The sequence below is a fragment of the Flavobacterium sp. FlaQc-28 genome (assembly GCF_044007415.1).
GTDB lineage: Bacteria > Bacteroidota > Bacteroidia > Flavobacteriales > Flavobacteriaceae > Flavobacterium.
In genome coordinates this window covers 269381-294024 of record NZ_JBIPCM010000003.1, presented here as the reverse complement: position 1 = coordinate 294024, position 24644 = coordinate 269381, and the positions used below count along the sequence as shown (strand labels likewise).

Annotated in this window: 18 protein-coding genes; 9 read left to right on the top strand and 9 right to left on the bottom strand. The window is 35.1% G+C overall.

Annotated elements, in window-relative coordinates; genetic code table 11:
- Positions 1–17: 17 nt before the first annotated feature.
- From ACHRVL_RS10835 to ACHRVL_RS10805, 7 genes are all read left to right on the top strand, one after another.
- Entirely contained in the window at positions 18–602 is a 585-nt protein-coding gene (locus tag ACHRVL_RS10835) for a lactate utilization protein C (protein WP_395412620.1), read from the top strand.
- Positions 603–662: 60 nt separating this feature from the next.
- A complete protein-coding gene (locus ACHRVL_RS10830; protein WP_395412617.1) occupies positions 663–1517 on the top strand; it encodes a fumarylacetoacetate hydrolase family protein in 855 nt (284 codons plus the stop codon).
- Between the two features lie 240 nt (positions 1518–1757).
- Entirely contained in the window at positions 1758–3392 is a 1635-nt protein-coding gene (locus tag ACHRVL_RS10825) for a beta-N-acetylhexosaminidase (protein ID WP_395412615.1), read from the top strand.
- 119 nt (positions 3393–3511) lie between these two features.
- Entirely contained in the window at positions 3512–5839 is a 2328-nt protein-coding gene (locus ACHRVL_RS10820) for a family 20 glycosylhydrolase (RefSeq protein ID WP_395412614.1), read from the top strand.
- A gap of 225 nt (positions 5840–6064) precedes the next feature.
- Entirely contained in the window at positions 6065–6442 is a 378-nt protein-coding gene (locus ACHRVL_RS10815) for a hypothetical protein (RefSeq protein WP_395412613.1), read from the top strand.
- 86 nt (positions 6443–6528) lie between these two features.
- Positions 6529–10908 (top strand): CusA/CzcA family heavy metal efflux RND transporter, encoded by a 4380-nt coding sequence (locus ACHRVL_RS10810; RefSeq protein ID WP_395412611.1) that lies wholly within the window; start codon positions 6529–6531, stop codon positions 10906–10908.
- 4 nt (positions 10909–10912) lie between these two features.
- Entirely contained in the window at positions 10913–12043 is a 1131-nt protein-coding gene (locus ACHRVL_RS10805) for an efflux RND transporter periplasmic adaptor subunit (protein WP_395412609.1), read from the top strand.
- 111 nt (positions 12044–12154) lie between these two features.
- Here the strand turns inward: ACHRVL_RS10805 and ACHRVL_RS10800 are convergent, their stop codons facing one another.
- The 8 genes from ACHRVL_RS10800 to ACHRVL_RS10765 all read right to left on the bottom strand — a co-directional run bounded on the left by ACHRVL_RS10800 (position 12155) and on the right by ACHRVL_RS10765 (position 18526).
- The gene (locus tag ACHRVL_RS10800) at positions 12155–12844 is read right to left on the bottom strand and encodes a VIT family protein (protein ID WP_395412607.1); all 690 of its coding nucleotides are present in this window, start codon (positions 12842–12844) and stop codon (positions 12155–12157) included.
- A 315-nt stretch (positions 12845–13159) separates the two neighbouring features.
- Positions 13160–13657 carry a 4'-phosphopantetheinyl transferase superfamily protein gene (locus ACHRVL_RS10795; RefSeq protein ID WP_395412605.1) on the bottom strand — a complete coding sequence of 166 codons (498 nt, stop codon included), beginning with the start codon at positions 13655–13657 and terminating at the stop codon, positions 13160–13162.
- A complete protein-coding gene (locus ACHRVL_RS10790; RefSeq protein ID WP_089055067.1) occupies positions 13654–13908 on the bottom strand; it encodes an acyl carrier protein in 255 nt (84 codons plus the stop codon). The genes ACHRVL_RS10795 and ACHRVL_RS10790 overlap by 4 nt, the downstream gene beginning before the upstream one ends.
- Before the next feature lie 4 nt (positions 13909–13912).
- Positions 13913–15187, bottom strand: coding sequence for a beta-ketoacyl-[acyl-carrier-protein] synthase family protein (locus ACHRVL_RS10785; RefSeq protein WP_395412602.1), 1275 nt, complete (start codon positions 15185–15187; stop codon positions 13913–13915).
- The gene (locus ACHRVL_RS10780) at positions 15184–15624 is read right to left on the bottom strand and encodes a 3-hydroxyacyl-ACP dehydratase FabZ family protein (RefSeq protein WP_395412600.1); all 441 of its coding nucleotides are present in this window, start codon (positions 15622–15624) and stop codon (positions 15184–15186) included. Before ACHRVL_RS10780 ends, ACHRVL_RS10785 begins: the two co-directional genes overlap by 4 nt.
- Before the next feature lie 11 nt (positions 15625–15635).
- Positions 15636–16688, bottom strand: a complete 1053-nt coding sequence (locus ACHRVL_RS10775) for a type III polyketide synthase (protein WP_395412599.1) — start codon at positions 16686–16688, stop codon at positions 15636–15638.
- Positions 16685–17398 (bottom strand): methyltransferase domain-containing protein, encoded by a 714-nt coding sequence (locus ACHRVL_RS10770; RefSeq protein WP_395412597.1) that lies wholly within the window; start codon positions 17396–17398, stop codon positions 16685–16687. Before ACHRVL_RS10770 ends, ACHRVL_RS10775 begins: the two co-directional genes overlap by 4 nt.
- A complete protein-coding gene (locus ACHRVL_RS10765) occupies positions 17399–18526 on the bottom strand; it encodes an NAD(P)/FAD-dependent oxidoreductase (protein WP_395412595.1) in 1128 nt (375 codons plus the stop codon).
- 262 nt (positions 18527–18788) lie between these two features.
- Between ACHRVL_RS10765 and ACHRVL_RS10760 the strand changes: the two genes are divergently transcribed.
- Entirely contained in the window at positions 18789–19601 is an 813-nt protein-coding gene (locus ACHRVL_RS10760; RefSeq protein WP_395412594.1) for a helix-turn-helix domain-containing protein, read from the top strand.
- Positions 19602–19679: 78 nt separating this feature from the next.
- On the top strand, positions 19680–21341 hold the full coding sequence (locus tag ACHRVL_RS10755) for a serine hydrolase domain-containing protein (protein ID WP_395412592.1): 1662 nt from the start codon (positions 19680–19682) through the stop codon (positions 21339–21341).
- A gap of 81 nt (positions 21342–21422) precedes the next feature.
- Here the strand turns inward: ACHRVL_RS10755 and ACHRVL_RS10750 are convergent, their stop codons facing one another.
- Positions 21423–24638, bottom strand: a complete 3216-nt coding sequence (locus ACHRVL_RS10750; RefSeq protein ID WP_395412591.1) for a TonB-dependent receptor domain-containing protein — start codon at positions 24636–24638, stop codon at positions 21423–21425.
- Positions 24639–24644: the final 6 nt, after the last annotated feature.

Below are 24644 nucleotides of genomic sequence, written 5' to 3'. Positions count from 1 at the left end.
ATCAGATAATAGAAAAAATGAGTGCAAGAGATAACATATTGAAAATCATAGCAATGAATCAGCCAGAGTTTTTGGAGATTCCTGTTATTGATACTAGTGTTGTAATTCAATATGATGACGTATACACACAGTTTAAAACAGTTTTGCAAGGTATTGGAGGTAAAACAGAATTAATCTCAGATATTACGTTGCTACAAGAGCAATTAGCGATTGATAAAAAGAATTTGAGTTTTGTAGTAAATACAATTCCCGAGCTTGGAACTGTAGACGAACAAGTAGCTTTTTTAGCTGCAGCTGAATTAGAAAGAGTTGAAAAAGCATATGTAAAAGGAACAATAGGAGTTGCAGAGAATGGTGCTGTTTGGGTTTACGAAAGTCAGATGATCAACAGATTGGTTCCGTTTATTTGCCAGCATTTGGTTTTAGTAATTGAGAAAGAAAATCTTGTAGATACTTTACATCAGGCGTATCAGAAATTAGATGTATCTAAAGAAGGATTTGGAGCCTTTATAGCCGGACCTTCTAAAACTGCTGATATAGAGCAATCGCTAGTAATAGGGGCGCACGGAGCAAGAAGCGCTGTGATTTATGTTATTGAATAACAGACAAGAATAATTATTTGAATAGATAAGACGAAGTATAATATATTAAATAAGAATAAAATGAAACTAATACGATTTGGAGAAGCCGGTAAAGAAAAACCAGGTATTTTAATAGATGATAAAAGATTCGATGTATCTTCAATTGTAACAGATTATAACGAAGCATTCTTTGAAGAAAACGGATTAGAAAAATTAAAAAATGCATTAGAAAGCAATCCAACATTGCCGGAAGTTGATGCAAGTGTACGTTTGGGTTCTCCGGTGGCAAGACCTTCAAAAATAATTTGTATTGGATTAAATTATGTAGATCACTGTTTAGAAACCAATGCACCAATTCCGACGGAGCCGATTATCTTTTTTAAATCAACAACATCACTTTGCGGACCAAATGATAATTTGATCATTCCAAAAAACAGTGAAAAAACAGATTGGGAAATCGAGTTGGCTTTTGTAGTAGGAAAAAAAGCAAGTTATGTAGAAGAAGCTGAAGCTTTAGATTATGTTGCGGGTTATGCTTTGCTAAATGATTACAGCGAAAGAGCTTTTCAGATCGAGCGTGGAGGACAATGGGCAAAAGGAAAAGGAAGCGACACATTTGCGCCACTTGGACCCTTTTTGGCAACTCAGGACGAAATCGCCGATGTGAATAATATACCAATGTGGTTAACTGTAAACGGGAAGACATTCCAAAACAGTAACACTTCAAATTTAGTATTCAAAATTCCATTTTTAGTACATTATTTAAGTCAGTTTATGACTTTGCTTCCTGGCGATATCATTAGCACAGGAACTCCTCCGGGTGTAGGTTTAGGTATTAAGCCGGATCCTATTTACATTAAACCAGGAGATGTTATTGAATTAGGAATGGATGGTTTAGGCAGCAGTAAACAACATGCTGTAGCATACACGAAATAAATTAATAAACCCCTTGGGTAAAAATTAGTTAAAACACATAGAAACATAGATTTTGAAGCTTCAAAAAAAGACGTTTCATTCATCTAAAAGTTACAAATTTGATTTTGTGCATGAAATGATTTTTATTTTGTCTAAAATCTATGTTTCAATTTGTTAGATAAATTTATTATGTTTTTCTTTGAAGGTGTTATCGTACACACCAAGGATTTATAGTTTTAAAATAATTAAAAAATAGTAAATATGGTTAAGTCATTTCTTTTTTCACTTCTGTTATGCTGCACATTATCGTTTGCACAAGAAGTGAATATTATCCCTCAGCCGGTAAAAGTTGTTAAGAACGCTGGAAGTTTTGTGATTAATGCACAAACAAGTTTGGTTGCTGCTAATAAAGAAGATAATGCTTCGGCAGCTTTTTTAAATGCTTATTTATCTGATTATTATGGTTTTGTATTGCCTGTAGTTAAAAAAGCAACCAAGAATTATATCAAATTGTCAAGTCTTAAGAGCATTCAAGGACTTAAAGGAGAAGGATATAGTTTAAAATCAGATAAAAACGGTGTCGAAATTATAGGAAATTCTCCTATTGGAACATTCTACGGAATTCAAACTCTTATTCAGTTACTGCCTGTAGAAAAAAGCAGCAATCTTGCAATAGCATCAGTAAATGTACAAGATGAACCTCGTTTTGCTTACAGAGGCGCAATGCTTGATGTTGGACGTCATTTTTTCTCAGTAGCTTTCGTTAAAAAGTATATTGATTATTTGGCATTGCATAAATTGAATTATTTTCATTGGCATTTAACTGAAGATCAAGGTTGGAGAATTGAAATTAAAAAATATCCTAGACTTACTGAAATTGGTTCAAAAAGAAACGGAAGCATTGTTGGCAGATATCCGGGAAAAGGAAGTGATAATACACCAGAAGGTGGTTTTTATACTCAGGAAGAAGTAAAAGATATAGTAAAATATGCTTCAGATAGATTTATTACAGTAATTCCAGAAATTGAAATGCCGGGACACAGCAGTGCAGCAATTGCCGCTTATCCTGAGTTGAGCTGTTTTCCTAATGAGAAAACCAATCTTCCTGATAATATGATGTCAGATAAGAGCAAACAAGAAATGGCCAACGGAAGAAATAAGATCGTTCAAGAAACTTGGGGCGTACATGCAGATATTTTTGTTCCGACCGAAAATACCTTTAAATTCCTAGAAAATGTTTTAGATGAAGTAATTGCTTTATTCCCTTCAAAATACATTCATATTGGAGGCGATGAAGCTCCAAAAGATGCTTGGAAGAAAAGCGAATTCTGCCAGCAGATGATTAAAGAAAAAGGCTTAAAAGATGAGCACGGTCTTCAGAGTTATTTTATTCAACGCATCGAAAAATATGTGAATGCTAAAGGAAGAACTATAATAGGCTGGGATGAAATTTTAGAAGGTGGTTTGGCACCAAATGCTATCGTAATGAGTTGGAGAGGCGAAGAGGGCGGAATTGCTGCAGCAAAAGAAAATCATCAGGTGATCATGACACCGGGAAGCCATGTTTATTTAGACCATTCGCAAACTAAAAACGAAAAAGAGGTTACCATTGGCGGATTTTTACCATTAGAAAAAGTGTACAGCTATGAACCAATTCCTAAAGAATTAAATGAGCAGCAGGCAAAGTACGTTATGGGAGCGCAAGGAAATGTATGGACAGAATATATGGCAAATCCTGCCAAAGTAGAATACATGATATTCCCTCGTTTGAGTGCCTTAAGTGAAGTTTTATGGTCTCCAAAAGATAAAAAAGACTGGACTCAATTTCAAACAAAGATTGAAACCATGAAAAAACGTTATACCATGTGGGGAGCAAATTATTTTAAAGAGCAATAATAATATGCAGTGAATAAAAGACAGCTCAATTTGGGCTGTCTTTTGTCATTTGTCCAACTTTGAAAATCATAACGAACTTTGATTTTTAAAAATTAACTTTTAGCTAATTATATCAAATAATGAAAACCAAAAAAAGAACCACAAACTTAATTCTAGCTGCTGTACTAGTATTTTCTATGCATTTACAGGCACAGAAATCCGTTCATATAATACCGCAGCCCGTAAGTTTAGAAATTAAACAAGGAAGTTTTTCCTTTGATAATTCTACAGTTATAAAAATAGATAAGAAAGATGCAGCAGCCGAAAAAGTAGTTCACTTTTTTAAAGAATACGTGAAACGAGTTACTGGATTTGAATTAAACAATACTAGAACGAGTGGAAAAGAGATTGTTTTTAGTATCGAAAAGATTAAAGAAATTGGAGACGAAGGATACTTACTTTCTGTAAATCCAAAAGAAATTCATATCAAAGCCAATACATCCAAAGGACTGTTTTACGGCGTACAATCTTTATTGCAGACACTGCCTTTTAGTCGAACAAATGATTTGGTTCAAATTCCTAGTATGGAAATAAAAGATTATCCTCGCTTTCAATGGAGAGGGATGATGTTGGATGTCAGCCGTCATTTTGCTTCTCCTGAATTGGTAAAAGAATTTATTGATTTGTTGGCCGCTTATAAAATGAATGTTTTTCATTGGCATTTAGTTGATGGAGCAGGTTGGCGTTTAGAAATTAAAAAATATCCTAAACTTACTCAACAAGCCGCTTGGCGTGTCGATGATTGGGGAAAATCATGGAATTGGGCTGAAATAGAGTTTAATGCCGACAGAAGCAAATCGACTTACGGCGGCTATTATACTCAAGAACAAGCCAAAGAAATTGTGGCTTATGCCAAAGCCAGAAATATTACAGTTGTGCCAGAGATCGAAATGCCGGGTCACTCAGAAGCTGCGATGGCGGCGTATCCAGAGCTTTCGTGTAATCCTAAAAACACTTTTTCACAATCTGGAAATTTCTTAGCCAGTAAAGTAGAAAGTAATTACTGTGCAGGAAATGATCAGGCTTTTACATTCTTGCAAGATGTATTAACAGAAGTGATGGCAATTTTCCCTTCAAAGTATATTCATATTGGAGGAGACGAGGTAGACAAAACGAGCTGGAAACATTGTGCTAAATGTCAAGCGAGAATGAAAAAAGAGCAATTGAAAGACGAGAAAGAATTGCAAAGTTATTTCATTCGCAGAATGGAAAAATTCTTGGTTTCGAAAAACAGAAAAATGATTGGATGGGATGAAATTCTTGAAGGCGGACTGGCTCCAGAGGCAACTGTTATGAGCTGGCGCGGTGAAGCGGGCGGAATAGAAGCCGCTAAAATGGGACATGATGTAGTTATGACACCTGGTTCTCCTTACTATTTTGACCATTATCAAGGAGATCCTGAAACAGAACCTCTTGCGATAGGTGGATTTAACACGTTGAAAAAAGTATATAATTATGACCCAATTCCAGTAGAGTTAACTTCAGAAGAGGCTAAACGTGTTCTAGGTGCGCAAGCCAATTTATGGACAGAATATATAAGTACCGCTGAACATGTTAAATATATGATTTTGCCTCGTATGCTTGCATTGGCCGAAGTATTGTGGTCTAAAAAAGAACAACGCAATTGGAAAAATTTTGCCGAACGTTTGCAACCGCATTTAGAAGGTTTTGAGCAAAGAGGAATTCGTTATTCAAAAGGGAATTTCAAAGTAGATATTAAGCCTGTAGTCGAAAATAATAAGCTTTTTATTGAACTGGATACAGATCAAATAGAGGCTGTAATTTATTATACAACTGACGGAAGCATACCATCTATAAGCAGTATTAAATATGAAAAGCCATTTGTCGTAAATAGTTCTATGACAGTAAAAGCAATCACGGTTATAAATAATAAAGTAGTGAGTGCAAAACCTGCAGAACAATCTTTTACCTTTAATAAAGCAACAGGAAAAACAATACGTTACACAAATGCTAACAGCAGTCATTATCGCGCAAATGGAGTCAATACTTTAATAGATGGTTTTAGAGGTACAAAAGATATTGGCAAACAATGGCATGGTTTCAATGAAAATGATTTAATTGCTACTATAGATTTGGGAGCAAGTACATCAATAAACAGTATTACTTTAGGCTGCATTCAAAATTGGAGCCAATGGATATTCCTGCCGCAATATGTAAAATTTGAAATATCTCAAGATGGTGTTACTTTTAAAGAAGTAAAAACAGAGATCAACTCTATAGCAGCTTCAGAAAAGGACATTCAGATAAAAGACTTTACAGCCAAGTTTGCAGAACAAAAAGCGAAGTTTGTCCGTGTTACTGCCAAGAATTTAGGGCAGTGTCCTAAAGGTCATCCGGGAGAAGGACAATCAGCGTGGCTTTTTGTAGATGAAATTATGGTAGAGTAAGTGATCGTATAAAAAAGTAGAAATACTTTTTAATTTGAATGATGTATAAAAAAAGAGGTTAGTTTCGCAAGCCGCGAAATTTGACCTCTTTTTTATTCTGGATATTGTGTATGATTATTCCAAGGCTTCAAACATTGGAACGCATTTTTTGTTAAATATTAAAACTCTAGTAGTTTTTTGTTTTTAGATAACAAATTATTCTTTTAGATGTTCTAAATTTGTGAAGTGCGAAAAATCATTGTTTACATATTCATCTTTCTAATTGTATCCAATATTGGATTCTTTCAGCAATTTTATAAATTGCCAGTATTGATTGAACATTACAATGAACATCAGCAAAGGCATAATGTAAGTTTTATTGATTTCCTAGAAATGCATTATTGGGGAGAAGACATCAACGATAATGATTCTGATCGTGATATGCAGCTTCCGTTTAAGCATATTTCAAGTGCTTCTTTTCAACTTGTATTTGTTCCCTCAGAAAAACACACATTTGATATTCCTTTTAATGTCGATTTTTCAGAGTCTGGCATAATTCCGTTTACTTCAAACTTATATTCTAATCCCGCTTTATTTTCGGTATTTAGACCTCCTTTGGCATAATTTAATTTTCTAAGATTTTTATTGTGGTCATGACATTTTTATGTTTTGGCTATAACAGTATTATTTCAAAAAAATTAAATAAAATTATGCTCAATAAGATCATTCAATTTTCAGTTAAAAATAAACTGGTAATTGGGGTTTTCACCTTGCTGTGGATTATCTACGGTGTTTTTGAAGTGACCCGTTTACCAATTGATGCCGTTCCTGACATTACCAACAATCAGGTTCAGATTATTACAACCGCTCCGTCTTTGGGCGCAGAAGATGTAGAACGTTTAATCACTTTCCCTATTGAGCAGGCGATTAGCAATATTCCGCAGCTTAAAGAAAGCCGTAGTATTTCTCGTTTCGGACTTTCGTTAGTTACGATTGTATTTGCCGATGATACCGATGTATATTGGGCACGACAACAAGTGGCAGAACGTTTGCAAAAAGTAGAAATTGCAGAGAATGCCAGTATTCCCGAAATGGCTCCGGCAACAACAGGCTTGGGAGAAATCTACCAATATGTTTTAAAACCACAACCTGGTTATGAAACCAAATATTCGCTCGAAGATTTGCGTACCATTCAGGATTGGACGATTCGAAGACAACTTCTAGGAACTCCCGGAATTGCAGATGTAGCAACTTTTGGAGGAAAGCTAAAACAATACGAAATTGCTGTAAATCCGTCGAGATTAAAAGCACAAAACTTGACTATAAAAGAAGTTTTTACAGCCTTAAGCAGTAATAACGAAAATACGGGAGGCGCTTATATTGAAAAAGGCCCAACTGTTTTGTATATCCGAAGTGTTGGATTAAAGCGAAATATTAAAGACATTCAAAATATCATTGTCAAAAATACACAGGCAGGAACGCCAATTTTAATTAAAGATATTGCCGAAGTAAAAATGTCCTCGGCGATACGTTACGGCGCTTTAACGACAGATGATATTGGCGAATCTGTTGGTGGAATCGTGATGATGTTAAAAGGCGAAAATGCCAATAATGTTATCGTCGATGTAAAAAAACGTGTTGCCGAAATCGAAAAAATTCTACCTAAAGGTTTAAAAATAGAACCATTTTTAGATCGTACCAAAATGGTTGACAATGCGATTGGTACAGTTGAGAAAAACCTGATCGAAGGTGCTTTGATTGTTGTTCTGGTTCTGGTGCTTTTTCTGGGGAATTTAAGAGCAGGATTTATCGTGGCTTCTGTTATTCCGCTAGCGATGCTGTTTGCCATTATTATGATGAACACTTTTGGCGTAAGCGGAAATTTGATGAGTCTTGGTGCTCTCGATTTTGGTTTGATTGTCGATGGCGCCGTGATCATTGTCGAAGCAATTTTGCATCACATTCATAGTGCCAAAAAATACAAAGGAATCGATACCATTTCGCAGGAAGAAATGGATAAAGAAGTGACAGGTTCTGCAGGACGAATGATGAATGCTGCAGTATTTGGACAAATCATTATTTTGATTGTTTACCTGCCAATATTATCACTTGAAGGAATTGAGGGTAAAATGTTTAAGCCAATGGCACAAACTGTCGCGTTTGCCATTTTGGGAGCATTTATTCTTTCACTTACTTATGTTCCAATGGTAAGCGCTTTGTTCATCAGCAAAAAGGTTATTCATAAACCGAATCTTTCTGACCGAATTATGATAAAATTGGAAGGGGTTTATGAAAACTGGCTGACTAAAGCTTTAAAGATGAAAAAAGGAATTGTCATTTCGGCCTTTGTTTTATTTGGGATTGCTTTGCTGCTTTTCAGCCGAATGGGAGGAGAGTTTATTCCACAGCTTGAAGAAGGAGATTTTGCGGTAGAAACCCGATTGTTGTTGGGCACCAATCTTTCGACGACAACAGAAACGATTCAACAAATTTCGAATACACTTAAAAAAGAATATCCTGAAGTTGAAAAAGTAGTTTCGAGAATTGGTAGTGCCGAGATTCCAACAGATCCAATGCCTATAGAGGGTGGAGATATGATTATTGTGCTAAAAGATAAATCAGAATGGACAAGTGCTTCTTCGTTTCCGGAACTGGCAGATAAAATGACCGAAACCGTAAAACAAACAGCTCCGGGAGTTACAACAGGTTTTCAGTTTCCGGTGCAAATGCGTTTTAATGAATTAATGACCGGAGCCAAACAGGATTTAGTTTGTAAAATTTACGGAGAAGATCTCGACAAACTGGCTCAGTATGCTGAACAATTAGGCGCGATCAGTAAAACGGTCGAAGGCGCAACAGATTTGTATGTTGAAAAAGTAACTGGAATGCCTCAAATCGTGATTGATTATGACTGGGCAGAAATGGCGAAATACGGGATTTATGTTTCAGATATCAATCAAACCGTAAATGCTGCGTTTGCAGGAGCTGTAGCTGGAAGTATTTACGAAGGCGAAAAGCGTTTTGATATGGTGGTAAGAGTTGAAGCCAGCGGAAGAAAAGACATTTCGGATGTTAGAAATCTATTAATTTCTACGCGTTCGGGAATGCAGATTCCGTTGTATCAGGTGGCTTCGGTAAAAGAAGTTGAAGGACCTAATCAAATTCAGCGTGAGGATGCTAAAAGAAGAATTATTGTTGGATTTAACGTAAGAGGCCGTGATGTAGAATCGATTGTGGAGGAATTACAGAAAAAAGTCGACAGTCAAATCAAATTTGATCCGGGATATTATATTACCTATGGCGGTACTTTCGAGAATCTGCAACAGGCAAAATCACGTTTGGGCGTTGCTGTTCCGGCAGCTTTGTTTATGATTTTGGCTTTATTGTATTTTGCTTTTAGATCTTTTAAAGAAGGAATTATCATTTTTACCGCTATTCCGTTATCTGCAATTGGTGGTGTTTTTGGACTTGCCTTGCGCGATATGCCTTTTAGTATTTCAGCTGGTGTTGGTTTTATTGCGCTTTTTGGTGTAGCTGTATTAAACGGAATTGTTTTAATATCTGAGTTTAACCGAATACAAAAGCAGGGTGAAATTACAGATCCGTTTGATATCATCATTACAGGAACCAAAAACAGGTTGCGTCCTGTATTAATGACCGCTGCGGTGGCCTCTTTAGGGTTTCTGCCAATGGCTTTGAGTAACGGAGCAGGAGCAGAGGTGCAACGCCCGTTAGCAACAGTTGTTATTGGCGGATTGATAACAGCAACTTTGCTGACTCTTTTTGTACTTCCGGCAATTTATTTAATGACGTATCATACTAAAGTATTTTCGAAAAAAATCAAAAAAAACAAAATGGATAAACTGACTTTATTGCTTGTTGCTTTATTGGTTACAGCTTCAGTACAATCGCAACAAAAACCTGTTTCTCTGGATGAATCTTTGTCGATTGCACTTCAGAATAACAGAAGAATTAAATCGGCTCATCTTAATGAAAAGTCTAAAGAACAATTGCAAAAATCGGGTTATGATATTCCAAAATTGGCTTTAGATGCTGATTATGGTCAGTTCAACAGCGGCGTTAATGATTCCCGTTTTGGCGTGAGTCAGACTTTTGCTTTTCCTACTTTGTATAGTAATCAGAAAAAAGCTTTACAGGAAAATTATAATGTTGCCAAAGCTGCTTCACAACTGACTTCGCAACAGATTAAATCGAATGTGAGAAGCTTGTTTTATTATTTTATCTGGCTGAATAGTAAAAAGGAATTATTGGCTTACGCCGATTCTATTTACAGATTAATGGAGCAAAAATCAGATTTGCGTTATAAAACGGGAGAAACCAATGTATTAGAAAAAAGCGCTTCTCAATCGGCAAGACAGTTTTATACCAATCAGCTTACGATGGTCAATAAAGATATTGCCATTACGTTGAAATCTTTTAATACCATATTGCAGGATAGTGTGGTGCATGTTCCGGCTTCGGCAAACATTAAAAATGATTTTGCTATTTCGTTAAACGAAAAAATTAATACAGCTGAACTTCCGCAAATTCAACTTTCAAATCATGAAGCAGAAGCTGCAAAATGGAAATGGAAAGCCGAACAGGCTAAATTAATGCCGGATATTACAGTAGGATATAATAATTTAAGCATTATTGGTGCACAAACCAGTGCTGCGGGACAGGAATTGTATTATGATAGCAGCCACAGGTTTAGTTATGTGAATTTGGGACTATCGATTCCGTTATTCTTTTCGAGTCAGTCTTCACGCAATAAAGCGGCAAAAATCGAATACGAAAATTACAAAATAATGGCCGAATCGGTAAAAATCGAAATGACAACAGAAATCGCTAACGCTGTAAGTGAAGCCGAAAAGTATAAAAAAAGCCTTTATTATTATGAAAACGAAGGGCTTAAAAACGCCACCGTAATTATTGATGCGGCAAACAGCCAACTCGAAAACGGAGATATTGATTACTTGCAATGGGTTTTAGTCGTAAATCAGGCGATTACCATCAAAAATGAATATCTCGACAGGGTTAACGATTATAATAAAGCGATCATAAATCTTCAAACTCTCACTAATTTATAAGATAATGAAAACATATATCATCACGATTTTTGGTCTTTTGTTTCTGGTTTCGTGCCACAGTGATAAAAAGAATCAGGAGAAAGAAACAGTAAAAAAACAGGAAAACACCATTCAGTTAAGCAACGAACAAATTAAAAATGCAGGACTTGTTGTGGGAAATCCGGAAGAAAGAACAGTAAAAGGAATATTACAACTTCAGGGAACAGTAACCGTTCCGCCAAAAAGTGTCGTTTCGGTTAGTATTCCGCTTGGCGGCTATATTAAAAAAACAGATTTAATGGCAGGAATGCACGTTCGAAAAGGACAATTATTAGCCGTTGTCGAGGATATGCAATACATACAACTGCAACAAGATTACCTTACGGCGAAAGAAAAATTTCAGTTGGCTAAAAGCGAATACGACCGACAAAAAGAACTAAATGCGAAGAAAGCAAGCAGCGATAAATTGTACGAACAAACGGCTACAGAAATGCAGACGCAGCGTATTTATATGGCTTCTCTGGCACAAAAATTATCGTTGTTAGGGATTAATGTAAAAACGCTTTCGGCTTCAAATATCAGTAAAACGGTTTCGATTGTTTCGCCTATAAATGCAGTCGTATCTAAAGTTAATGTAAATGTTGGAAAATACATTGCTCCAACAGATATGCTTTTTGAATTGATGGAAATGAGTGATATTGTATTGGTTATGAATGCTTTTGAAAAAGATATTCATTTACTTTCGACAGGACAAACGGTAAGTGCTTTTACAAATGCTAATCCTTCGAAGAGATTCTCTGCAAAGATTGCGTATATCAACCGCAGTCTTAACGACGATCGTGCTGCCGAAGTTATTTGTAAAGTTAATCAATACGATAACACATTAATTCCGGGACTTTTTATTAATGCTGAAGCAGAATTTGAGAACGAAAAAGCCATTACAGTTCCGGAAGATGCAGTAGTAAGATGGCAGGGCAAGTTTTTTGTTTTCGCTTTAAGCGGAAATAATCAATACAAAATGGTTGTGGTAGAACCGGGAACTACGACTGATGGTTTCCGTCAAATTAAATCTTCGGTAATTGATAAATCGTCAAAAATTGTAATTAAGAATGCTTATACGCTTTTGATGACTTTTATGAATGGCGGAGATGAATAAGTAAGCCGAAAGTTTGAAAGTCATAAAGTCAAAAAGATGGATGTTGATTAAAAGAGTTATTTAGTTAATTGTTGGTAAGAGGGCAGCTCCATTTTGGACTGCTCTTTTCTTTTAAGTAGTCTGAACACCAAAGATATATCCTACGAGTGCAGACATTACCATTGCAAAAGTTCCCCAAATACAAATGCGAAGTACTGCTTTTAATATTTTTGAGCCTCCTGCTTTGGCCGCCAAAATTCCTGAAAAAGCCAGAAAGAGTATCGAAAACGCATATTGGTAATATACCATATCTCGTATGGGAGCAAAAATTGCCACTAAAACCGGAAGTAATCCTCCAACAATAAAGGATACAGCCGATGCAAAAGCAGCCATTAATGGATTTGCCTGTGTGATTTCGTTTATTCCAAGCTCATCTCTAGCGTGGGCTTCGAGTGCATCATAAGCTGTTAATTCCATTGCAACTTGACGGGCTAAAGGTTTACTCAATCCTCTTTGTACATATATATCCGTGAGTTCTTCGAGTTCAATTTCGGGCATGGTTTTCAGTGCATGACTTTCTCTTTTTAAATCAGCTGCTTCAACATCAGATTGTGAACTAACAGATACATATTCTCCTGCAGCCATAGAAAGTGCCCCCGCTACCAAACCTGCTATTGCAGCGAGTAAAATAGGCTCTCGCGTAGTAGTGGCAGCCGCAACACCAATAACTAAACTGGTTGTAGATAAAATTCCATCGTTTGCACCTAAAACAGCTGCTCTAAGCCAGCCGCTTCTATTGATATAATGATTTTCAGCTTCCATTAGTACGCTTTTTGTTATTTCACTATGAAGTTACTTCAAAAAGCGTTTGATAATCAGATAAAAGCTAGTAGAATGATTCTAAATTTTCAGGGGAACAGGTGCATTTCAGAAATTGTGACTGTTCAAAAAATAATTTCTTATTTGTAAGCTTCAGAGAAGCGAAATATTTATACCAAAGAATAGATCTTTACAATATAAAGCTCCAGAGGAGCGATATTCTTTTTCAGAATCAAAATATATTGCGCTCCGGAGGAGCTTTTTTATTTGTCTTATTGAAATTCTATAAATATTTTACCTCACTAAAAACTACTTACTTTAAGGAATAGTCACCACTTTTTCAAATCGTCCGTGATGACTTACCGAAACATCCTGAACTGTATTTTGAGAAGTGATTAAGTATGGAATACCATTTGTATCTTTTAGAATAGACCTTCTTTCGATTTCTGTTACATTATTTAAATTGTCTGAAATACAGACTGCAATAGTATGAATATTGTCTTTAGAAAGGATTGTTTTGGTATAATAAATATTTTCGAAGCAAGTAACAATGCCTGCAGTGGTATTCTGGTTTTGCGATGTGATAGAACAAACGAGTTTTTGCGGAATGTATTCTCTTATTTTGGTTTGGCGATTATAAATTTTATAAGCCGCTTCTTTCATGCTCCAAAGCAGCCAAACTGTAATTTCAGGATTTGTTGCATTTGAAATGAGCAATTGTTCGTCTAGTGTAAATAGTTTTTGTATAAAACCTTTACGCCGCCAATTGCTTTCCTGTCGCGTTTGTTGAATATCTATAACATCATTGCCAATCATTTTTCAGATAACTTAGTTTCTATGATTTCTACGGCAGCTTTTACATTTAGCATACGTTCCATATCGGTATTATCAATTACTACATCAAAGTTTTCTTCGATATCCAGCACAATATCTACCAAGTTAGCCGAATTGATATTTAGATCCTTAATGAAATCAGTATTTTCATTAAGGTTGTCATAGGCTTCGCTATTAGTTGTATATGGTTTTATAATCAATTTTAGTTTAGCGATAAGTTCTTCTTTGTTCATAGCTTTATTTTTTAAATTTCTTAAAGATAATGCAGGCATTTACATCACCGAAACCAAAACTGGCTTTTGCAATTATATTTGGACTAATTTCAACTGTTTTTAAAGGTATTTTAGATGGATCAATTAGTGTTGTAATTTCTGGATGAAGATCATCGCAATTGGTATTTCCAAAGATAAAGCCTTCGTGAATTTGTAGTATTGCAGCAATACTTTCGATACTTCCTGCGGCACTTAAACAATGTCCTGTCATGCTTTTTAAGGAATTGATAAACGGAAAATCATTTCCTTTTCGATTTAATGCTTTGGTCCAGTTTTCAATTTCAAGACTGTCTTTTGTGGTTGCAGTAAGATGTCCGTTTATAGCATCAATATCATTTGTAGAAATTCCAGAATTATTAATTGCATTGATAATGCAGCGCTGCACAGCTGTACTGTTGGGAGCAGTCATACTTCCGTTACCGCGTTGACCGCCTGAGTTTACATTTCCTCCTAATATTTCGGCATAAATAGCTGCGCCACGTTCTAGGGCACTTTCTAAATCTTCAATCACTAATGCACCCGCACCGCTTGCAGGTACAAATCCTGCTGCTGATGCACTCATTGGTCGTGAACCCTGCTCAGGATTATCGTTGTATTTTGAACTGCAAACTCGAAGCGCATCAAAGCCGCCCCAAATATATGGTCCGCTATCGCCAGTGCTTCCCACGAGTATACGTTTTGCCTGTCCAGATTGTATGCGATCATACGCCATTAAAATAGCTTCGGTTCCTGTTGAACAGGCTGATGAATTTGTTGTAATTTGATTTCCAAGCCCTAATTTTCCACCAAGATAAGCGCTAATACCGCTATTCATGGTTTGAGCCACAACAGTACTGCCTAATTTTCGAACTTGAAGTTCATCTATTTTATAAATGCTTTCGCGAAATTTATCAATTCCTGAGGTGCCGGAACCAAAAATGATTCCGCTGTCCCAATCGGGTTCTTCATTAGTTTCTATGGGCAATCCTGCATTTTTCCAAGCTTCGATGCCTGCTATAACACCATACAAAATACCAGTGCTGCTAAAACCACGAAGTTCCAATTCTGTAAAATACTGCGCTTTTAATTCTTCAGATATTTCAGGTTTTCCTGCAATTTGACAAGAGAATTGAAGTTCTTCCAACTGAATATCATGACGTATTCCTGATATTCCATTTTTTATGGCGTGACTAAATTCGGTAATTCCGACTCCGTTTGGAGCAGCAACGCCTAATCCTGTTATTACAACTCGTTTGCTCATAATTTATTTGTAATCATACCAGCCATAATGCCTTTACAGACTTCTTGTCCAGCTTCGTTGGTCATTACTACATCACATTTCAATTTTCCAAATCTGAAAAATGATTTTTGAGAAGTCACTGTTACTTTTTCGTTAGGATATACAGGTTTTAAAAATTGCATATCGGCTGATGTAAAAGCGATTACGGTATCTTTGTTAAAGTTGTTTCCTAACAGATAAATACCAAGGGAAACCAAGCCAATCTGAGCCATAGTTTCGGTCAGAATTACACCTGGAGTTACAGGATTATCTTTAAAATGCCCTTTATAAAAATCAAGATCTTCTTTAAAGATATAAGTTCCTATAGCACTATTTTCATCTACATGAAGTAATTCATCTACAAATAAAAAAGGTGTACTGTAAGGAAGCTTTGCTAGAATTTCGGTTAGTTTCGTCATTTATCTAATAATTACCATTGCAGTAAAACTCGTTGTGCAGAGAATCCCGGCCCAAAACTGAGCATTAATCCTTTTTCTCCTCCTTGAGGGTTTTCGTCCATAATTTGTTCTAAAACGTATAAAACGGTTGCACTAGACATATTGCCATACTGTTTAAGTACTTCTTTAGTTGAGTTTATGTTTTTTCCTAATTCTGAGAATAGTGACTCTACTTTATTAATGATTTTTTTTCCACCGGGATGGAATATCATATGATCTATATTTTCAATTTTTAAATTATTCTTTTGTAGAAACGGATGAATAATATCTTCAAAATGGGAAGCAATAGTTTCGGGTACTTCTATATCCAGCACCATTTTTAAACCATTATTAGTGAGTTTAAATCCCATCATATGTTCAGCATCATAAAAATGATACATTTCTTCATCGAGTATTTCGGGACCAGAATCCTCATTATAGGAGGACAACAAACAACAAGCCGCACCATCGCCAAAAATAGCAGCACTTACAATATTGGGCATCGAAAAATCATCAAGCTGAAAAGTTGCTGTTGGTGATTCTACAGCAATTACAGCAGCACGTTTTCCGGGATTGGCTTTCAGGAAATTTTTAGCATAAATGATCCCAGATATTCCCGCCGCACAGCCCATTTCGGTTACAGGAAGCCGCACAATATCTTGTCTTAATTTCATTTTATTGACAAGGTATGCATCTAATGACGGAATCATAATTCCGGTACAGCTTACCGTAATAATATAGTCTAAAGTTTCTGGATTCCAGTTGGCTTTTTCGAGTGCTTTTTGTAAAACTTGTTCGCCCAAAATAATAACTTCCTTACTATAAATGTCGTTTTTATCTTCGAAGGAAGTTGCTGTAAAAACAGATTCAGGATCCATTATAGAGTAACGTTTGTCTACAGCGGCGCCTTCAAATATTTTCTTGACTTTTTTGATGAAGCGTTCGTCTTGTCCGTGAAGCCAATTTTCCAACATTGGAATAATTTCGGATGTTTCTCTTGAATATTGTGGTAGCTGCTTGGCAACTGTTACTATTTTTACACTCATGTTTTAGTAATTATCCATTGATAGCGAAATGCCCATTTCCAGTTTATGGTATAGTTTTTTAAGTTTAACTTTTTGGAGAACTCTTCCAATTCAGATTTTTTAAATCCTCTTAAAATAGATATTAGTCCATCTTCACGCGACATTTTATTCAAACTAAAAAGAACACAAATCAGTTCAAAAAGGTGATACGCTAGTTTGCTGCGATGCAGGTCGTTAATAATAATTCCAACTTCAACATTCTTATTAAAGGTAGTAATTATATTTAATATTTCGACATTGGTAAAATGATGCAGCGTCAAGGTGCATAATACAATATCGTATTTTAAACTTTTAAATTCTGGACTAAAAATGTCTTCGCAATAATATTGGATATTAGAATATTCTTTTGATAAATTTTGGGCATATTTTATGGTAAATGCGTTTGCATCAATACCGATAAGCTTAAATTTTAGATTATTTTTTTTAGCAAATTTCGCCAGCATTCGCAGCATATCGCCATTGCCGCATCCGATGTCAGCAATTTTTATTGTTTTTGATGAATCTATTTTCTTAAGCAATTGTTTTATTCCGTGAAGAGTAAGTTTGTTGCCGCCAAGCAATTGATTTATGCGTGCAATCTGGTCAAGCGCAGCTTGGAGTTCTTCTCCTTCAAGAGAAAAATCATCCATAATCTCAGGAGCGAGTGTTCTATATTGGGTGCTAACTGCCATTTAGTGAATTGCTATAGTTTTGCCATGTGTTTGTTTTATTATTTTAGATATTACTCTAGGAGACGATGCAACTATTGTAACAAGTATGTTGGTAATGGTTTTGTGAGTTAAAATTTGAGCCAGAATTCTCCCCCAAAGCATTCTTTTTCCAAAATGAATATTCCATTCTTCGGTATATTTTTTTTCGACTATTTCACGAGGCATTTGCTGTTCCGAAAAATATTCTAAAATTAGTTCTGAAGCTATTTTAGCGCTGTGAATCGCCATTGCCATTCCGTTGCCGCAAAGCGGATGAATAAGTCCAGCTGTATCGCCGATCATTAAAATATGATTTTCAACAGCTTGTTTTTTGTCAAAAGAAATTTGACTTATGGTTAATGGTTTGTCAAAGAGGAGTTGACTGTTCTCAAAAATGGCTTTGAGATGTTTATTTTTATAAAGTACGTTTTGCTGATATTCCTCAATGTTTTTGTATTGTTTGAAGGTTTTGTAATCTGCCAGATAACAGATGTTTATGACGTTGTTTTCGACTTTAGAAACCCCGCAATAACCTCCTTTGAAGTTATGAAGCGCCACAAGGTCATCGTCTAAACTACCCGAATAGTGGGCTTTTACGGCTAACCAAGGCGATTTTTTATGAATAAAGTTTCTTGTCAATACTTGATCTATGTTTGATCTTTTTCCAAAAGCGCCTAAAACTATTTTTGCTTTAAAAGTTTGATCAGAAGTATTTATGGTGAATGTATCATTATTAAAAAATACATTAGTAACAGTCTCATTAATAACAGTGCAATTATGCGTTAATGCTTTTTGATATAAAAAATTATCAAGCGTGTATCGGCTTACGCCAAAGCCTCCTAATGGAAGTGTTGCAGAAGCTTTTTTTGCGTTACTGGCAGTAAATTCAAATTTTGAAATGGTGGTGGGATTTAGCTCTGAAACATCAGCGCCAAGCCATTGCAAATAGGGCAGAATTTCATTAGAGATATATTCACCGCAAACTTTGTGTCGAGGATAACTGGATTTTTCGATTAAAACTACTTTTAGTTTCCTTTGAGACAAATGAATAGCCGCAGTCAAACCGGCTAGTCCGCCGCCAATAATGAGTACATCCGGATTTGTTTCCATATCACTAATTTAGAAATTATATCTTAGATAATGGTTAAAATGTTGACATTAAGTTCGTTTCGAAAAATAAATAAAATATATGCTCTATAGATATTAAATTATCAGATAAGAAGATGGATTAATAGGACATGAAATGTCTTAACCTGCTAATTCTTTTTTATACTGCTTTTTCTTTTGTAATTTGAACAGAATCATTATTATATTTATACCATTAATTTTCAAAACAGATTTTTTCCTGTCAGTAATTCTATTCAAAGTACTTATGAAACATTCGCAAAAAGGGGAGTTTTACGGAGAAACAAACAAAACAATTTGTTTTGACGGACTTACTTTGACAGATACTGTTTATACACATCCTAAAGTGGACTGGCATTATCACGAACATGCTTATTTTACTTTTATTCTTGAAGGAAATGTTATTGAAGGAAATAAAAAAGAAGTCTATAATTGTGTTCCTGGAAGTTTGTTGTTTCATAATTGGCAAGATGCACATTATAATATCAAACCAGAGGGGTTTACAAGAGGCTTTCATCTTGAAATAGAGAAGGAATGGTTTGATAAGCTGTCCTTAACCAGCGATGGTTTAGAAGGAAGTACTAAAATTAGTAATCCTGATATTAAACTGCTGATGTATAAAATTTTTAGGGCATCAAAAATTGATGATGGTGATTCAGATCTTTCTACACAAACTTTATTGCTGGAGATATTGTCTAAACTTAAAAAATGTTCTGAAGATGTTTTGCATAAAAACCCAAAATGGGTCACAATGATTAACGAAATTCTTCGTGAACAATTTGCTGATCCTTTATCACTTGATTATTTATCACAAATATTGGATATTCATCCTATGCATCTTTCACGAGATTTTTCGAAGTATTTTAATTGTACTTTGGGCGAATATATTAGGAAATTAAAAGTTGAAAAGGCGCTTTCGTTAATGAGTTCTAAACGGCAGTCTTTTACAGAAATTGCGTATCAATGTGGCTTTTCAGATCAAAGCCATTTCAATCGTTGCTTTAAGGAAATCAACGGTATAAACCCTTCTGCACATAAAAAGATTCTTTTCAAAAAATAGTTGTAACGTTAATTCTGTACAAGTTTTACAGTTTTGAGAGACTTATTTTTGCTTTTTATCAATCAAAAAAATCAAATCATGAATCGAATTCTTACAATGTTTCTACTTTTTTTATGCCACAATCTAATGGCTCAGAATAATAATTTGTATCCCACAGATGCCATTACAACTGATCTTCAAAAATCGAATACTGGTAAAGTGACTTTTATGAATGGAAACATTCCATTAGAGCAATATAAAAATTCAGATATGCTGCAATCATTTGAGCTTAAACGCAAATCTGATTTAAATATTAGGGTTTTTATGGATAATTCTGTTGTCAATTATCTGCATCAGTTAACGCCAGATGTACCGGCAGAAAAACTTTTAGAGTTAGGAAATCTTCAATTTTCCTTTTATGTAGATGGTAAGTTTGTTTATAAAGAAAACATTCATTCTGGAGCTAATTTTGGATCTGGAGGAAATAAAAAAACATCTATTACTTTTCGTGTTCCTCTTACTAGTTCAAAAGGAGAGGACTGGTGGGCAATTTATATGTGGGAAAGATTTAAGAATAATGGAGGAGAAAAAGTTTTAATAGAAGGGAAGCATTTACTAAAAATAGAAATCAGACCGTATGTAAAATTGGACGAAACAAGTGAGATTAAAACGGGAAGTTTAATTGCCGAAGGGCAGGTAGAATTAGTTGTAAAAACACCTCAGTTAACAGCAAAAGAAATCGAAATTCAAGAAATACAGCCCAATAGCGGCTGGGAGATTTCGGCTTTGCCATTTGACAAAAAGAAAATTGAAGAACTTAATATTGCTGTTGGTCAATATAATTTAAAAGAAATAACAAGTGTGGTGGTAATTCGAGAAGGCAAATTAATGCTGGAGGAGTATTTTAATGATGCTAATAGAAAAACGTTACATGATACACGTTCTGCAGGAAAATCATTTGCATCAACATTCATGGGATTAGCAATACAGGATGGTTATATTAAGAATGAAAATGTTACTTTGAGCAAGTTCTATGATTTAAAGAAATTTGATCATTATGACGTTGAAAAAGAGAGGGTAAAAATAAAAGATTTGCTTACGATGACCTCTGCTATTGATGGATCTGACATCGATGGACAATCGCCCGGGAACGAAGAAAATATGTATCCAACAGACAACTGGGTTAAATTTGCTCTTGATTTACCAATGAATAAAGCTAAAAAAAATGGAGGTCAATGGGATTATTTTACAGCAGGAGTTGTAGTATTAGGCGATATTCTGGATAAATCTGTCCCTGGTGGTTTAGAGAAATATGCAGCAGAGAAACTTTTTAAACCTTTAAATATTACCGAATATCAATGGCAATATACGCCTCAAAAAGTGGTTAATACTGCGGGAAGTTTACAAATGACTTCGCTGGAATATGCAAAATATGCTCAATTGTATAAAAGCAACGGCATCTGGAATGGAAAACAAATATTAAGTAAAGATTGGATAGATAAAACGTTTACTAAACAAATTCAGATTCCAGAAAGAGATAATCAGTTTTATGGTTATTTGTTTTGGAATAGAACCTTTGTTTTTAAAGGTAAGAATTATGAAACTTTTTATTGTGCCGGCAATGGCGGAAACGAATTTATTGTTTTTAAAGAGCTTCCAATTGTGATTATTATTACATCAAAAGCATATAATAAATCTTATGCTCATGCTCAGGCAGATAAGATTGTGCAGGAATATATTTTGCCTTCGGTATTGAAATAATACATTTTACTATAAAAAAATCCCTCAGTTCCATTAAAGGTGGAACTGAAGGATAATCAAAAAAAAATCAAACAAAGTCTTTTAGAACGAATACCTAAGTCCAAGCTGTCCTTGGAATCTTGAGGCTAATTGATCTACAGTATAAGGTGCTGATGTAGGTTTTTGGAATGTATAAGTAGGATCGCCAGTAGCAGTTCCGCCAATATTTCCTGATTTTGTTAAACCAAGACTTGCGGTTGAATTATAGGTATTTGGAACAAAATAACTTCTTCCCCAATCTTTATTGATTAGATTACCAACGTTTGCCATGCTGAATGAAATTTGGAATGTACCAACTTTATTGACTTTGATTTCGTCCATTAATTTCAAATCAGCTTGAATGTTCCATGGTGTAGTATCGCCATTTCTTTGTGTGAATGTTCCTCTTCTGCTTTTTAAATAGTCGTTACCATTGATAAAAGCTTCGTAATCTGCTACTTGTTGAGCTGCTGTAGCTGATGGAACTCCTGCTGCATTTACTCCGATATATTTTGCTGCTTCTGCGGCATCTTTAAAAATGTAAGCCAATCCTGCCGCTTGTCCAGTTCCTGCAATTGTTGAGTTTACAAATCCCCAAGAGAACGGATTTCCTGATTGTGCATTAAAATACACATTTGCAGAGAAAGTGTTGTTGTCTGCCAGTTTTACAGCGTATCCAACATTAGAAACTATTCGGTGTTTAATATTGAAATTCGAAGTTGCTAATTGCGGATCATTTGGTGTTAATGATTGGTTCATTTGAAAGTTACTTTCCATTGAGTTACGAATTCCGTTTGTAACATCTTTAGAATCTCCGTAAGTATAAGCTACCATGAAGTTAAGACCAAAGTCGTATGTTTTTGTAATCATTTCAGTAATACTGTATCGATATCCTTTACTTGTATTTGAAAGTAAATAAGCATTTGAGAATGCAGGATTGATATTTGCCGCGTAAATTGGCATTTGATGATTTGTATCGTATGAGAAATAATACGGATTATCGGTTTTATTTACTTGTTGAAATTCTAAATCACGAATTACTTTTGTATACATTCCTTCAGTAGTAAATTTATAACCGTCGATAATTTTATCAATTGCAAGTGTGTTTCTTAAAACGGCTGGCATTTTGAATTTATTATCAATTAAATCTGCTTGTACTTTTGGTGTTGCGTCGTGATAACCGTTTAAACCATTAGCTTTTAAAGGATCTCCCGCAGCAGCTATCTGAGCTGGAGTTAAATTATTTTTATCGTAGCTTCCGTAACCTACACCATCATTATAATAAGCGTATCCTAACCATGCAAAAGGAACTCTTCCTGTAAATACTCCAGAACCACCTCTTAAAATAAGCGTTTTGTCTTCGTCTACATTATAAGTAAATCCAACTCTTGGCGAAATTAATGCCGTGCTGAAAAAGTTGTTTTTTATTTGGCTTAAAGGCGTGTAAGAATACGTTGTTCCATAGTTTGGATCGGCAGGAGAGTTTTGAACTTGCGGGCTTAAATTTGGTTTAGTCGGCATATCTGTATAATCAACTCTTACTCCGGGAGTAACTTTTAATTTACTGCCAATTCTAATTTCGTCTTGTACATAAAGGCTGTAAAGGTTTACTTTGAATTTTGCATAAGGATTATTAAATATCTCATCTCTTGTTGAACCGTCAAACGGATAAGTACCACGAACACGAGTAGGCAGTTTGCTATAGAAATCAGCAAGAGATTTATAAGAAACCCTTCCGTTAAGAGCATTTACAAAACCGTAGTTAATATCGTAGAATTCGTTGTGTGTCCCAAACAATAAAGTATGATTTCCTGTTTTGTAGGTTAGGTTATCCGTAATTTCAGTTGTGTTTTGTTTCATGTTAAAAACAGTCGCTTCACGATCGTTTCCTAAGAATATTGTACCTCCATTATAACCAATTTCTGTTTGGGGAAATATAATATTGCTTGATTTTGGATCACGATAATCTTTAATGGCTGAATAACTTGCAATGAAGGAGTTTGACCATTGGCTGTTGAAATGACTTTTGAATTCTAAAACAGTACTTATTGCTTGATTTTTTTGTGTAAAATCCATACTTGAGAATCTAAAGTTTGCCGCATCACGTTCTAGGTTTGAAGCTTGAGAAACTACTGTATTATTTCGCAACGAAAGAGAATGTTTATTACTGATTTTCCAGTCTAATTTATTGAAGAATTTTTGACTTTTAGAAAAGTTGTTGTAAGAAGCATAAGTTCCTGGATCAAAACCATAATTTGTTTTAACAAAATTTGATATTTGTTCTGCTGTCGCATTATCGATCAACGAAGTTACTTTTCCGTTTGCATCAGTTTGTCCTGCATTGTAAAATAAAGGATCTGTTCTTTCAGCATATTCCATATTGGTAAAGAAGAATAATTTGTCTTTTACAATTGGAAGCCCTAATCTAAAACCAACTTGGTAATCCCCAAAAGCATTTGGCATTTTTGAGCCGTCGCCTGCATTATTAGGTCCAGTGATTGCTGCGCTTCTTCCGTAACTGTAAATAGATCCGCTTACTGTATTTGTACCGCTGCGAGTAACAGCATTTACGCTTCCACCTAGAAAGTTTCCTAGTTTAATATCATAAGGAGCAATATAAACCTGAATATCTTGTATAGCATCTAAACTTATTGAGTTAGAACGTGTACTGCTTCCAGGCATACCAGAAGTACCAGATTGACCGCCTAATGATGGACTGAAACCAATTGCATCGTTATTTATAGAACCATCAATAGTTACATTGTTGTATCTAAAATTGGTTCCTGCAAATGAGTTGTTTGAACTTTGCGGAACTAGTTTTGTAACATCCTGAATCCCTCTGTTGATTAACGGAAGCCCATTTACTTGTTTTTCGTTAATATTGGTTCCGTTATTTTTAGAGGAAGGTTTAGAGCTTGTAATAACAACTTCTGCCAATACAGTATTATCTGCTTTATTAACTACTATAGCAGGTAAATCGTTGTCACCAAGAGCTAAATGTATATTTGCATTTGAATAATCTTTAGTGTCTGGGCTTTTAATTTCCAATTCATAAGGACCTCCAGCACTTAAATTTTCGAAACTGAATCGGCCTTGTTTGTCAGTTACAGCTTTGTAAACTGAATTTGTAGGCAAATGAGTAAGCGTTACTTCGGCCTCAATTAAAGGACCTGTTCCGTCATTAACTTTTGCAGTTAAAGAGGAAGTTGTAATTTGAGCAAAAATGTTTCCTACGGTAAGGAGCATTAACGCCGAAAAAAAGAGTTTTAGTTTTGTCATTATTTT

Bases quoted from the DNA above. Each gene is read 5' to 3' on its own strand.
- ACHRVL_RS10835 (WP_395412620.1), top strand. From the start codon at position 18: ATGAGTGCAAGAGATAACATATTGAAAATCATAGCAATGAATCAGCCA.
- ACHRVL_RS10830 (WP_395412617.1), top strand. From the start codon at position 663: ATGAAACTAATACGATTTGGAGAAGCCGGTAAAGAAAAACCAGGTATT.
- ACHRVL_RS10825 (WP_395412615.1), top strand. From the start codon at position 1,758: ATGGTTAAGTCATTTCTTTTTTCACTTCTGTTATGCTGCACATTATCG.
- ACHRVL_RS10820 (WP_395412614.1), top strand. From the start codon at position 3,512: ATGAAAACCAAAAAAAGAACCACAAACTTAATTCTAGCTGCTGTACTA.
- ACHRVL_RS10810 (WP_395412611.1), top strand. From the start codon at position 6,529: ATGCTCAATAAGATCATTCAATTTTCAGTTAAAAATAAACTGGTAATT.
- ACHRVL_RS10805 (WP_395412609.1), top strand. From the start codon at position 10,913: ATGAAAACATATATCATCACGATTTTTGGTCTTTTGTTTCTGGTTTCG.
- ACHRVL_RS10800 (WP_395412607.1), bottom strand. From the start codon at position 12,844: ATGGAAGCTGAAAATCATTATATCAATAGAAGCGGCTGGCTTAGAGCA.
- ACHRVL_RS10795 (WP_395412605.1), bottom strand. From the start codon at position 13,657: ATGATTGGCAATGATGTTATAGATATTCAACAAACGCGACAGGAAAGC.
- ACHRVL_RS10790 (WP_089055067.1), bottom strand. From the start codon at position 13,908: ATGAACAAAGAAGAACTTATCGCTAAACTAAAATTGATTATAAAACCA.
- ACHRVL_RS10785 (WP_395412602.1), bottom strand. From the start codon at position 15,187: ATGAGCAAACGAGTTGTAATAACAGGATTAGGCGTTGCTGCTCCAAAC.
- ACHRVL_RS10780 (WP_395412600.1), bottom strand. From the start codon at position 15,624: ATGACGAAACTAACCGAAATTCTAGCAAAGCTTCCTTACAGTACACCT.
- ACHRVL_RS10775 (WP_395412599.1), bottom strand. From the start codon at position 16,688: ATGAGTGTAAAAATAGTAACAGTTGCCAAGCAGCTACCACAATATTCA.
- ACHRVL_RS10770 (WP_395412597.1), bottom strand. From the start codon at position 17,398: ATGGCAGTTAGCACCCAATATAGAACACTCGCTCCTGAGATTATGGAT.
- ACHRVL_RS10765 (WP_395412595.1), bottom strand. From the start codon at position 18,526: ATGGAAACAAATCCGGATGTACTCATTATTGGCGGCGGACTAGCCGGT.
- ACHRVL_RS10760 (WP_395412594.1), top strand. From the start codon at position 18,789: ATGAAACATTCGCAAAAAGGGGAGTTTTACGGAGAAACAAACAAAACA.
- ACHRVL_RS10755 (WP_395412592.1), top strand. From the start codon at position 19,680: ATGAATCGAATTCTTACAATGTTTCTACTTTTTTTATGCCACAATCTA.
- ACHRVL_RS10750 (WP_395412591.1), bottom strand. From the start codon at position 24,638: ATGACAAAACTAAAACTCTTTTTTTCGGCGTTAATGCTCCTTACCGTA.